Below are 12,596 nucleotides of genomic sequence, written 5' to 3' on the forward strand. Positions count from 1 at the left end.
GCGCAGTTCTCCGCGCCCCCGGATAGTGCAACTCCCCCGCTGCCCAGAGGTACAGCGCAACCCCGTGCTGCCGAAGGCTCAGGAAACGAGGTGGGCATTGACCGCCCGCGCCTCAGCGGACAGCTCGGGCAGCTCCAGCACCGTCGCGCCCGCCGCCTCCAGCAGTTCGACCCCCTGGCAGTCCGCGACAAAGAGCGCGGGCTCCCGCCACGCCAGCAGCACCCGGCCCACCCCCGCCGCGCGGATCAGCTCGGCGCACGGGGACGGGCGGGACGCCCGGACGGAGCACGGTTCCAGAGTCGAGTAGATCGTCGCCGTCCGCAGTCGCGGATCCGAGGCGTCCAGCTTCGCCAGCGCGGACTCCTCCGCGTGGACCTTCGCGTCGCCGCCCTCGCGCGAGAAACCGCGCGCCAGCTCCGTGCCGTCGGCGGCGACGACGATCGCGCCGACCGAGTACGCCGTGTCCGAGCGCGGACAGCTGTACGAAAGCTCGATCGCCTGCCGCATCCACTCCACGTCGTCCCGGGACACCACGTCCGCATCACCGCGCCGGGCGGCGTAGCGCAGGACCACGATGTCGCCGCCCAGCACCTCCGTGCCGAGCAGCGTCATCCGGTGCAGGGTGTCCTGCGGGAAGACCGCGCCCGCGCGGGGCGGCGCGAAGCGCGGCGCGCCGGGGTCGCCGACGAAGAACGGGGCGACGGCCAGCTGGATCTCGTCGACCAGACCCGCCGTCAGGAACAGCGACTGGATCGCGCCCCCGCCCTCGACCATCAGCCGCCCGATGCCCCGCTCCGCCAACGCGTCCAGCACTCGCGCCGGATCCAGGCCGGGGCCGGTGCCGAGGACCTCCGCCCGCGCGCCGAGCTGCCTGCGCAGGGCCGGGACCGCCGCGTCCGGGGCGAGGACGAGCTTGTCGCCGCCGCTCTGCCACAGGCGCAGCTCCGGGTCGAGGCCGCCGTGGCCGGCCAGGGCCACCTTCAGCGGGTGCTCCGGCAGTCCGCGCGCCTGCCGCGCGGCGCGGCGCTCGGCGGAGCGGACCTCCAGGCGCGGGTCGTCCGCCCGCAGCGTGCCGGCACCCACGAGGATCGCGTCGCTCGCCGCACGCAGCTCGTCCACCCGATCGAAGTCCTCCGGGGAGGAGAGCAGCAGCCGTTCAGGTGACGTGTCGTCGATATGGCCGTCGACGGACATCGCCGCGCTGACCAGGACGTACGGGCGGCGTGCCGGACGCTCGCCCGGCGTCCCGGGGGTAGCCCGGGTGGCGGGACCTGCGACGTGACCTGCAGCGGGACCTGCGGCGGACTCGTTGTTCATGACCTGCTCCAACGACCGACAGGGCCCCGGTAATCCCCGGCCACCGTCCGTGCTCGGCCGAACGTGGGTTGTTACGTGTGGCGCGCCCCCGCATCGGGGACGTTCGGCAGGTCACCCGCCCGAGGAGCGTCGTCATGTCGCAACAAGCAGTCATATCAACACATGACATGACCCTTCGTCAGGCCCGCCCGGCTCGTCAGGGCTGTCCCGCTCGTCAGGCAGGTGTCGTCGCAGAGGACCGACCGATCGGGGGCCGTTCGTGCGTTGGCTGATCTCGTCGAGTCTGCGGCTCGCCGCCGCGGTCGTGGTCGCTGCCCTGGTGGTGCTGGCGCTGGGCATCGGCTCCCTGCGCCATGCCGCGGTGGACACGCTGCCGGAGTTCCTCCCTCCCCAGGTCCAGGTGCAGACCTCGGCCGTGGGCCTGTCCACCAACGAGGTGGAACAGCTGATCACCGTGCCGATGGAGGACCAGCTCAACGGCGTGGCCTTCCTGGACCACATGCGCTCCCAGTCGGTCCCCGGTCTGTCCACGATCCAGCTGACCTTCAAGCCGGGCACCGACGTCTACCAGGCCCGTCAGCTGGTCCAGGAGCGGGTCAGCCAGGGCCCGGCCGTGGTCAACGTCGGCACGCCGCCGGTGATGATCCAGCCGCTGTCCGCCGAGTCGCGGGCCATGATGATCGGGCTCTCGTCCACCTCGGTCAGCCCGCTCAACCTGTCCACGCTGGCCCGTTGGCGGATCCGCCCCCGGCTGCTGGCCGTGCCGGGCGTCGCCAACGTCACCATCTGGGGCGAGCGCGACCAGCAGCTCCAGGTCCTGGTCGACCCGGCGACGCTGCACGCCCACGGGACGACGCTCACCCAGATCATCAACACCGCCGGTGACGCGATGTGGACCTCGCCGCTGACCTTCGTGGAGGCGTCGACGCCGGGCGCGGACGGCTTCATCGACACGCCCAACCAACGCCTCTCCGTCCAGCACATCCTGCCCATCTCCACCCCCCAGGAGCTGGCCCGGGTCCCGCTGGAGGTGGACACCGGCATCAGCAAGCTGAAGCTGGGCGACGTCACCACCGTGGTCGAGGACCACCCGGCGCTGGCCGGTGACGCGGTGCTGACCTCGCAGGCCGGGACCGGCACCGGGTTCCTGCTGGTGGTGGAGAAGTTCCCCGGCGCGAACACCCTGGCCGTGGACCGGGGGGTGCAGCAGGCCATGTCCGAGCTCTCGCCGGGCCTGGCCGGCGTCAGCGTGGACACCCAGGTCTACCGGCCCGCCTCCTACCTCCACTCGGCGCTGCACAACCTCGGCTGGGCCGGGGTGGCCGGGCTGGTGCTGCTGATGCTGTGGATCGGGCTGGTCTGGCGCTCCTGGCGGGTCGCCGTGGTGGCCTTCGTCGGCATCGGGCTGCCCCTGGTGGTCGCCGCCTGGGTACTCGAACTGCGCGGCGAGACCTTCACCCTGCTGACCTTCTCCGGGCTGGCCGTCGCCCTGGCCGTCGTGGTCGACGACGCGGTCTCCGCCGTCGCCGCACTGCAGGGAGGGCTCGACGCCGCCGGAGCCGACGCCGCCGTGACCATTGCGGACGGGCGTGACTCGCGCGAGGGCCGCGCGCACGCGATCACCGAGGCGCTGCTCGGCGTGCGGCGACCGCTCGGCTTCGCGCTGGCGGTGATCCTGCTGGCGGGCGTGCCGCTGCTGCTGGTGCCCGGCAGCAACGGCGACCTGACCCGGCCGATGCTCTTCACCTACCTGCTCACCGTCCTCGCCGCAACGGCCGTCGCGCTGACGGTAACCCCCGCGCTCGGCCTCCTGCTGCTGCGCCGCGCCCCGGAGCAGCGGTCGACGCCGCCCGTGGTGCGCTGGATCCGGACCGGATACGACCGGGTCGGCCCCGCCCTGGTGGGCCGACGCGGTGTGGCCGTCGGTCTGGCCGCCGTGCTCGGGCTGGCCGCGCTGGCGATCATTCCGCAGTTCGGCTCCGGCGGCCTGCTGCCGGTGCTGCAGGACCGCACCCTGATCGTCCAGTGGAGCGCCGCGCCCGGCACCTCGCTGCCCGCGATGCGGCAGATCACCCAGACCGCCGGCGCCGAACTGCAGCGCGTCGGCGGCGTCACCGACGTCGCCAGCGACATCGGCCAGGCGCTGATGGGCGACCAGATCGTCGACGTCGACAAGGCCCAGACCTGGATCACCGTCTCCGGCAGCGCCTCCCTGGGGAGCACAAGGAGTGCGATCCAGACGGTCCTCGGCCACTACCCGTCGCTCAGGCACCAGCTGCTGACGTACTCGCAGACCTCCCTCGCCCAGGCCCCGCGCTCGGACACCGACCCGGGCGGCTCCGCACCGCTCACCGTCCGCCTCTACGGCACCGACTGGGCCACGCTCAACACGGAGGCGCAGAAGCTGGCGGGCGTCGTCGACCACCTCCCCGGGGTCAGCGGGGCGAGCTTCCGGCTGCCCACCCAGGAGCCGTCGATCCTGATCAACACCAATGTGGACAACGCCGCCAAGTACGGCCTCAAGCCGGGCGACATCCGGCGTGCCACGGCGGTGCTGATCTCCGGCATCCCGGTCGGCAGCTACTACCAGCAGCAGCAGATCTTCGACGTCGCGGTGTGGAGCGTCCCGTCAGACCGGTCCAACCTCGGCGAGATCCAGAACCTGCTGCTGGACACCCCGAGCGGCGGCGTGGTCCCGCTCAAGGACGTCGCCTCGGTCACCGTCGCGCCGGCTCCCAAGGAGGTCGACCACGACCAGGCGTCGCGCTACCTGGACATCACCGCGAACGTCCGTGGCCAAGACCTGAGCACCACCGTGTCCCGGGTGCAGAACGCGGTGCAGGGCGTCGCGCTGCCGCTCGGCTACCACGCGGAGGCGTCCAGCGGCCTGAACGAGCAGCAGAACGGCGCGCTCCGGATCATCCTGGTCGTCCTCGGCTGCCTGATCGGCACGCTGCTGCTCTTCCAGGCCGCGTTCCGGAACTGGAGCCGTGCCGCGCTGCTGCTCCTCTCCCTTCCGCTGTCGCTGGCGGGCGGCGCGCTGACCGCGCTCTTCGCGGGCCGGACGCTGACGGCGGGGACGCTGATCGGGTTCCTCGGCGTCTTCGCCTTCGCGGTCCGCGGCGGCCTACTCGTGCTGCGCCGCGCCCAGCAGTTGGACGCGGAGGGCCGCCCCGATGCGGCGCTCGCCGCGGCCCGGGAGGCGTCGGTTCCGTTGGTCGCCTCGGCGGTCGGGCTGATCCTGCTGGTGCTGCCGTTCACGGTGCGCGGGGACATCGCCGGGACCGAGCTGGTCCGCCCGCTGTCACTGGTGCTGATCGGCGGCGTGATCACCGCCACCGTGGTGACGCTCCTGCTGCTGCCGGCCTTCGCCGGGCAGGGCCGCCGCGACGAGGTCGGCCTGCCACCCGGCGGCGGCTTCGACGGTGACTTCGGCGGTGCGACCCCGGCCGTGGCCGGTGCGGGGCAGGCGGGCGCGGGCCAGGCGGGCGCCGGGCAGGCGGGCATGGGCTTCGTTGCCGGACCGGACGGTCCGAGCGCGACCGCGCTGGGTGACCGGCCCGGCGACGGATCCGGCGTCAGTTCCGGTGACGGGGTCGGCGCCGGAGCCGTTGACGGTACCGGTACCGGTACCGGTTCCGGCGAGGTCGGCGGCCAGGGCCGTGGCGACGGATCCAGCGCGGAGCCCGACGGCCCGCGCGGCTCGCGCGGCGGGGAAGGCGAGCGGTCGTGACCGCCAGGTGGGTGATCGTCCGTCAGGTGCGCACGCACCGGCGGCGGACGACCCGTAGCCGCGCGCTGGCCGCGGTCGGCTGCGCCGTGCTGACCTTCGCTCTCGCCGCCTGCGGCCCCAAGAACGACGCCCCCGCCGAACCCGACCCCGCCTCCCTGGCGCCCGCGCCGTCCATGCCCGGCGTCACCCCCGCCAACAACGTGCACCGGGTCGTGCTGACCCCGCTGGCGGCGCGGCAGATCGGCGTCCGGACCGTGCCGGTGGAGCCGGCGAGCAGCGGCACCGGGGAACAGGTCCCCATCACTGCGGTGGTGTACGACCCGGAGGGCGTCCCCTGGGTCTACGTCCCCGACGGGAAGCTGACCTATCTGCGCCGACCCATCACCGTCCAGGGCTACGACGGCGACACCGTCCTGCTGTCCACCGGTCCGGCCGTGGGCACCCCCGTGGCCGTCCAAGGCGTCGCCGAGCTGCTCGGCACCGAGTACGGAGTCGGGGAGGAGTAGCCGTGGCGCGCACCGCACAACCGCATTCGACGGGCAGCAGCGAGCCTGGCTCCGGGGGGCCGGGCACCAGCAGGCCGAGCAGCAACAGGCCGGGCACGGGCAGGCCGCGCGGCGGCGTGATGCAGGCGATCGTGGCCTGGAGCCTGAACTTCAGGTTCCTGGTCGTCGCCGCGGCGGTCGCCCTGATGACCGTCGGCATCGCCACCATGCCCAGCACGCCGATGGACGTGTTCCCCGAGTTCGCTCCCCCGCAGGTGGAGATCCAGACCGAGAGCCTCGGCCTGTCCACGTCGGACGTGGAGAGCCTGGTCACCGTGCCGCTCGAATACGCGATGAACGGCATGCCCGGCCTCACCCAGATGCGTTCCACCTCGGTGCCGCAGCTGTCCGACATCCTGATGGTCTTCTCCTCCAGCACCGACCTGCTGCACGCCCGCCAACTGGTGCAGGAGCGGCTCGCCAACGTCCGGCCCTCGCTGCCCTCCTGGGCCAGCCCGCCGGTCATCCTGGCACCGGTCTCCGCCACCGCGCGTGCGGTCCAGATCGGCATGACCGCCGTCGGCAACGGGCCGAACGGCAAGCCGCTGACCCCGGAGGACCTCTACCAGCAGGCCTACTGGACGGTCCGACCACGGCTGATGCACGTCGAGGGCGTCGCCGACGTGTCCATCTGGAACGACCGCTCGAAGACCTTCCAGGTCCAGGTGGACCCGGCCAAGATGGCGGCCAAGAAGGTCACCCTGGACAACGTCGAACGGACCACCGCCGACGCCCTCGACTCCGGCGCGCTCCAGTTCTCCACCGGCGCGGTGGTCGGGGCGGGCGGCTTCCTCGACGGCATGCCGCAACTGCCGAACCAGCGGCTCTCGATCGTGCACCAGCTCGCCGTGCAGTCCCCCGCCGACCTGGCCAAGATCCCGCTGGAGGACCAGGCGGCCAACGGTCAGAACCTGCCGCTGAGTCAGATCGGTACCGTCACCCAGGGCTACATGCCCTTGATCGGCGACGCCGTCATCAACGGCAAGCCCGGCATCCTGCTCGTGGTCGAGAAGCTGCCCTGGGGCAACACCCTCAAGGTCACCTCGGGCGTCGACCAGGCGCTGAAGGCCCTGCAACCCGGCATGCACGGGATCGCCTTCGACGCGCACATCTTCCGGCCGGCCGACTTCATCAACGACTCGATCCACAACCTGCTGGACTCGCTGCTGCTGGGCTTCGTGCTGGTCGTGGTGATCCTGGTGCTCTTCCTCTTCGAGTGGCGGGTCGCGCTGATCAGCCTGATCACCATCCCGCTCTCGCTCACGGCGGCACTGCTGGTGCTGCGGGCGTTCGGGACGACCGTCAACACCATGGTGCTGGCCGGTCTGATCATCGCCCTCGGCGCGGTCGTCGACGACGCGATCATCGACGTCGAGAACATCCTGCGCAGGCTCCGCATCGCCCGGCACACGGTCGCCGAGGGCGGGCAGGCGCCGTCGACCGCGCAGATCATCCTGCGCGCCTCGATCGAGGTCCGCAGCCCGGTCGTCTACGCCACGCTGATCATCGTCGCCGCCGCCGTCCCGATCTTCATGCTCCAGGGCCTGACGGCCGCGTTCTTCCGTCCGTTGGCCTTCGCCTACACCCTCGCCATCCTCGCCTCGATGGCCGTCGCCCTGACGGTCACCCCGGCGCTGACGCTGATCATGCTGCGCCGGGCGTCGCTCAAACGGTTCCAGTCCCCGCTGGTGCGCCGGCTGCGGCACGGGTACGACCGGCTGCTGCGACGGATCGTCGCCAAGCCGCGCGCCGCCTACGCGGTCTTCGCGGCCGTCGTCGTCTGCGGCGCGCTGATCGCCCCGCAGTTGGGCCAGTCGCTCTTCCCCACCTTCCAACAGCGCGACCTGCTGATCCACTGGGACTCCATCCCCGGCACCTCCGACCAGGAGGTCATCCGGACCACCACCCAGCTCTACAACCAACTCAAGGCGATCCCCGGCGTCGAGGACTTCGGCACGCACATCGGCCGTGCCCCGCAGGGCGAGGAGATCGTCGGCATCGACGCGGCCGAGACCTGGATCCACATCTCGCCGAACGTCGACTACAACTCCACGCTGGCCAAGGTCCGCGCCGTGGTCGACAGCTACCCCGGCCTCTACCGGGACGTCGAGACCTACCTCAACGAGCGCATCGAGGAGGTGCTCAGCGGCTCGAAGGAGGCCATCACCGTCCGGGTCTACGGCCAGGACCTGCACCAGATGCGGACCACGGCCCAGTCGGTGCTGACCCAGGTCGCCTCCGTCCCCGGCGTGGTCGACCCGCACATGGACCTCTCCGTCGACACCCCGCAGATCAACGTGGAGGTGAACCTGGCCAAGGCCGCGCAGTACGGGCTCAAGCCCGGCGACGTCCGCCGCCAGGCCGCGACCGTCGTGGCCGGGCAGGAGGTGGGCAACGTCTTCGAGAGCAACCAGATCTACGGCGTCTACGTGTGGAGCATCCCCTCGGCGCGCAACAACGCGGGCACGATCAGCAACCTCCAACTGGACACCCCGGGCGGAGGCCACGTCCGCCTCGGCGACCTGGCCTCGATCACCACCGGCCCCGACCCCTACCAGATCACCCGCGAGGACAGCTCCCGCTACATCGACGTGGGCGCCAACGTCCAGGGCCGCGACCTGGGCTCGGTGGTCAACGACATCCAGCGGAACCTGAAGTCGGTCACCGTCCCGCAGGGTTCGCACTACTCGCTGCTCGGCGAGTACCAGGAGCGCCAGCAGGCGCAGAACAGTCTGCTGACCACCGCGCTGCTGGCGGGCGTGGCGATCCTGCTGCTGCTGCAACTCTCCTTCGGTTCCTGGCGACTGGCCGCGCTGCTCTTCGTGACGCTGCCGATGGCGCTGATCGGCGGCCTGATCGCGATCTGGTTCGGCGGCGCGCAGATCACCATCGGGGCGCTGGTCGGCTTCTTCACGGTCTTCGGCATCGCCGCCCGCAACGGCATTCTGATGATCAACCACTGCCAGCACCTGGAGCGCGAGGAGGGCATGGACTTCGGCCCCGATCTGGTGGTGCGCGGCGCGAGCGAACGACTCGCCCCGATCCTGATGACCTCGCTGGCCACCGCCCTGGCCCTGGTCCCGCTGGTCATCGCGGGCAACCAGCCCGGCCGCGAGATCGAGTACCCGCTGGCCGTCGTCATCCTCGGCGGCCTGGTGAGCTCGACGCTGCTGACGCTGTTCGTGGTCCCCTCGCTCTATCTGCGCTTCGGACGCCGCGGACGCCCGGACCGACCGGCGGCGGCGTCTCCGGGGGATGCCGCGGGAGGGGTACCGGCGGCCCCGTAGCAGCCGGGTGAGGGTCTGTCTCAGCGTGCGCCGTAGGCGGGGAGGGGTGGCTGCGACAGTGCGAGCAGCTTCAGCGTCGCATCGCCCGCCTCGGAGGGTGTCCAGCGAGCGCCGCGGTCGACCGTCGGGCCGGGACGCCAGCCGTCCATGATGGTGATCCGCCCGGCCTCGACCTCGAAGACCCGGCCGGTCACCCCCTCGGACGCGTCCGAGCCCAGCCAGACGACCAGTGGCGAGACGTTCTCCGGAGCCATCGCGTCGAAGCCGCCCTCCTCCGGCGTGGCCATCATGTCGGCGAAGGTGTGCTCCGTCATCCTCGTCCGGGCGGCGGGCGCGATGGCGTTGACCGACACGCCGTAGCGCCCCATCTCGGCCGCCGCGACCAGGGTGAGACCGAGGATCCCGGCCTTGGCCGCGCTGTAGTTGCCCTGCCCGACGGAGCCCAACAGGCCCGCCCCCGAACTGGTGTTGACCACACGGGCGACGACCTCCCGGCCGGTCTTGGCCTCCGCGCGCCACCAGGCCGCCGCGTGCTTCAACGGCAGGAAGTGGCCCTTGAGATGGACCCGCATCACCGCGTCCCAGTCGTCCTCGTCGAGGTTGACCAGCATCCGGTCGCGCAGGAAGCCGGCATTGTTGACCAGGGTGTCTATCCGCCCGAAGGTGTCGACCGCAGCAGCGATCAGCGACTCCGCACCCGCCGAGGTGGCGATGTCACCGCCGTGAGCTATCGCCTCTCCGCCCGCCGCGCGGATCTCGGCCACCACCTGCTCGGCGGGCGAGCTCCCGCGCCCGGCCGCGCCTTCGTCGGTGGCTCCGTCAGTGGCTCCGCCGGTTGCTCCGGCTGTGCCTCCGTCCAGGCCGACGCCGAGGTCGTTGACGACGACCTTGGCCCCCTCCGCGGCGAAGGCCAACGCGTGCGCCCGTCCGAGCCCGCGTCCCGCTCCGGTGACCACGACGACCCGACCCTCGGCCAGTCCTGATGTCACGTCATATCTCCTTCGTCGTTTCGCGAATGGCGGTCGGTTCGCCCTCGGTCGCGTTCGGGTCTGCCACGTTGGCCTCGGGCGTGTTCACCGTCGCCGCGTCCAGGAACGCCGGACGTTCGCCGCCGCCGTGGACGTGCAGGGTCGCGCCCGTGACGTAGGCGGCACGGTCCGAGGCCAGGAAGACGCACGCGTCGCCGACCTCGTCGGGCTGTGCCAGACGGCCGAGCGGGACCGTCCGGCCCACGGCGGCGACACCCTCCTCGTCGCCGTAGTGCAGATGCGCCAACTCGGTCTGCACCAGGCCGAGTACGAGGGTGTTCACCCGGACCTCCGGGGCCCACTCGACGGCCATGCTCGCCGCCAGGTTGGCCAGCCCCGCCTTGGCCGCCCCGTACGCCGCCGAGCCCGGCGACGGGCGGGTGCCGCTGACGCTGCCGACCATCACCACCGATCCGCGACTGCGCCGCAACAGCGGCCGGGCGGCGAGCGAAACCGTCAGCGGGACCAAGAGGTTGAGCTCGATCACGCGCGCGTGCCGGGCCGCGTCACCGTCGTCGAGCAGCCGGAAAGGCGTCCCTCCCGCGTTGTTGACCAACAGGTCGAGTCGTCCGAACCGCGACCCGACGGTGTCGAAGAACGCCGTCACCGCGGCCGGATCACGCAGGTCCACCGGCACGTACTCGGCCCTGCGCCCCTCCGCGTCGACCACCGGCGCGACCGGTGGTCGACGGGCGCAGACCAGGACCTCAGCCCCCGCCTGCAGCAACGCCCTCGCTATGCCCGCTCCCACGCCGCGCGTCCCGCCGGTGACGATGGCGACGCGACCGGCCAGATCCACCGTGATGCTCAAGCGATCCCCTCCCCGCGACAGCCGCGGCCGTGTCCGGCTCCGTATCCGGCTCGCTGTCTGAACTACAGCCTCTCGATGATCGTCACGTTCGCCTGGCCGCCGCCCTCGCACATGGTCTGCAGACCGTAACGGCCGCCGGTGCGCTCCAGTTCGTGCAGCAGCGTCGTCATCAGCTTCACGCCGGTGGCGCCCAGCGGGTGGCCCAGGGCGATCGCACCGCCGTTGACGTTGACGCGGGCCGGGTCCGCACCCGTCTCCTTGAGCCAGGCCAGCACCACCGGGGCGAAGGCCTCGTTGATCTCCACCAGGTCCATGTCGTCGATCGACATGCCCGTCTTCTTCAGCGCGTACGCCGTCGCCGGGATCGGCGCGGACAGCATCCGGATCGGGTCCTCACCGCGCACCGAGAGGTGGTGGATCCGCGCCCGAGGGGTCAGCCCGTGCTCGTGAACCGCCCGCTCGGAGGCGATCAGCATCGCCGCCGCGCCGTCGGAGACCTGCGAGGAGCAGGCCGCCGTGATCGTGCCCTCGGGCAGGACCGGGGCCAGTGTCGCCATCTTCTCCAACGTCGTGTCCCGGCGCGGGCCCTCGTCCGTCGTCACCGCACCGAAGGGGACCAACTCCCGCTCGAAGCGGCCCTCGTCGATCGCGCGGACCGCGCGCTGGTGCGAGCGGAGCGCGAACCGCTCCATGTCCTCCCGGCTGATGCCCCACTTCTCCGCGATCAGCTGGGCGCCGTGGAACTGGTTGACCGGGGAGTCGCCGTATCGGGCCTGCCAGCCCTTGCTGCCGAGGAACGGACCCTCCGTCAGCCCCAGCGGCTCGCCCGCCTGGCGGCTGGCGAACGCGATGGGTATCTGGCTCATGTTCTGCACCCCACCGGCCACCACCAGGTCCTGCGTGCCGGACATGACGCCCTGCGCCGCGAAGTGCACCGCCTGCTGCGAGGAGCCGCACTGCCGGTCGACGGTGACGCCGGGCACCTCCTCCGGCAGCCCGGCCGCCAGCCAGCAGGTGCGGGCGATGTCGCCGGCCTGCGGGCCGACCGCGTCCAGGCAGCCGAAGACCACGTCCTCGACCTCCGCCGGGTCGACGTCGCTGCGACTCATCAGGGCGGACAGCACGTGAGCGCCGAGATCGGCGGGATGGACCGCCGCCAGGCCGCCGTTACGGCGTCCGACGGGGGTGCGCAGCGCATCGATGATGTAGGCCTCGGCCATGGCGGCAGCTCCTCGGGCAGGAAGTGAGGTTCAGCCGACGGGTCAGTCGGCTGACGGACCGCCCCGGGTGGCGATGCCGTCCAGCACCATCGAGAGGTACTGACGGGCGATCTCCTCGGGGCTGTGGTGACCGCCGGGGCGGTACCAGGACGCCGCGACCCAGACGGTGTCGCGGACGAATCGGTAGGTGAGCCGGATGTCCAGATCGGCGCGGAAGATCTGGGCCTCCACGCCGCGCTCCAGCGTGCGCAGCCAGGCCTTCTCGAACTTCTGCTGCGAGTCCGCGAGAAACGCGAACCGCGGCTGGGGTGCCAGGTGCTTGGACTCCTTCTGGTAGATCGCGACGGCGGCACGGTGCCGGTCGATCTCCCGGAAGGACTCGGTGACCAGGGCGGCCAAGGTCTCCCTCGGGCCCAGATCGGCTTCCAGTACGGCGTCGTAGCCCGCCCAGAGCTCGTCCAGGAAGGCGGCGAGGATCTCCTCCAGCATCGACTCCTTGGAGTCGAAGTGGTAGTAGAGGCTCCCGGCGAGCATGCCGGCCTGATCAGCGATCTTGCGGACGGTGGTGGCGTCGTAGCCCTGCTCGGCGAAGACCTCGGCGGCAGTGTCCAGCAACTCCCGCCGCCTCGCGGGCGAGGCGCTCACGTCCTGCTTC

Annotated in this window: 8 protein-coding genes; 3 read left to right on the top strand and 5 right to left on the bottom strand. The window is 71.7% G+C overall.

The genetic code is table 11. The annotated features are described in order from the left end of the window. Positions 1-78: 78 nt before the first annotated feature. Positions 79-1,317 (bottom strand): dihydrofolate reductase family protein, encoded by a 1,239-nt coding sequence (locus I2501_RS20630; protein WP_196195609.1) that lies wholly within the window; start codon positions 1,315-1,317, stop codon positions 79-81. A gap of 259 nt (positions 1,318-1,576) precedes the next feature. On the opposite strand from I2501_RS20630, the gene I2501_RS20635 reads away from it, so the two are divergent. From I2501_RS20635 to I2501_RS20645, 3 genes are read left to right on the top strand one after another with little or no spacing between them, the layout of a single operon-like run. Further along, positions 1,577-5,050, top strand: a complete 3,474-nt coding sequence (locus tag I2501_RS20635; protein WP_196195610.1) for an efflux RND transporter permease subunit — start codon at positions 1,577-1,579, stop codon at positions 5,048-5,050. After that, positions 5,047-5,556 carry a hypothetical protein gene (locus I2501_RS20640; protein ID WP_196195611.1) on the top strand — a complete coding sequence of 170 codons (510 nt, stop codon included), beginning with the start codon at positions 5,047-5,049 and terminating at the stop codon, positions 5,554-5,556. Before I2501_RS20635 ends, I2501_RS20640 begins: the two co-directional genes overlap by 4 nt. Positions 5,557-5,558: 2 nt before the next feature. Beyond that, positions 5,559-8,882: an efflux RND transporter permease subunit gene (locus I2501_RS20645; RefSeq protein ID WP_215909806.1), complete on the top strand. Its 3,324-nt coding sequence runs from the start codon at positions 5,559-5,561 to the stop codon at positions 8,880-8,882. Between the two features lie 20 nt (positions 8,883-8,902). Here I2501_RS20645 and I2501_RS20650 read toward each other — a convergent pair whose 3' ends face one another. The 4 genes from I2501_RS20650 to I2501_RS20665 all read right to left on the bottom strand — a co-directional run bounded on the left by I2501_RS20650 (position 8,903) and on the right by I2501_RS20665 (position 12,586). Further along, positions 8,903-9,871, bottom strand: a complete 969-nt coding sequence (locus I2501_RS20650; RefSeq protein WP_196195612.1) for an SDR family oxidoreductase — start codon at positions 9,869-9,871, stop codon at positions 8,903-8,905. Between the two features lies 1 nt (position 9,872). Continuing rightward, positions 9,873-10,709 carry an SDR family oxidoreductase gene (locus I2501_RS20655; protein ID WP_196195734.1) on the bottom strand — a complete coding sequence of 279 codons (837 nt, stop codon included), beginning with the start codon at positions 10,707-10,709 and terminating at the stop codon, positions 9,873-9,875. Between the two features lie 74 nt (positions 10,710-10,783). Continuing rightward, positions 10,784-11,941: an acetyl-CoA C-acetyltransferase gene (locus tag I2501_RS20660; RefSeq protein ID WP_196195613.1), complete on the bottom strand. Its 1,158-nt coding sequence runs from the start codon at positions 11,939-11,941 to the stop codon at positions 10,784-10,786. A gap of 42 nt (positions 11,942-11,983) precedes the next feature. Then, the gene (locus I2501_RS20665) at positions 11,984-12,586 is read right to left on the bottom strand and encodes a TetR/AcrR family transcriptional regulator (RefSeq protein WP_196195614.1); all 603 of its coding nucleotides are present in this window, start codon (positions 12,584-12,586) and stop codon (positions 11,984-11,986) included. Positions 12,587-12,596: the final 10 nt, after the last annotated feature.

Source organism: Streptacidiphilus fuscans (assembly GCF_015690355.1).
Taxonomy (GTDB): Bacteria; Actinomycetota; Actinomycetes; order Streptomycetales; family Streptomycetaceae; genus Streptacidiphilus; species Streptacidiphilus fuscans.

Excerpts from the sequence above, each read along its gene's own strand:
- I2501_RS20630 (WP_196195609.1), bottom strand. The coding sequence starts at position 1,317 with ATGAACAACGAGTCCGCCGCAGGTCCCGCTGCAGGTCACGTCGCAGGT.
- I2501_RS20660 (WP_196195613.1), bottom strand. The coding sequence starts at position 11,941 with ATGGCCGAGGCCTACATCATCGATGCGCTGCGCACCCCCGTCGGACGC.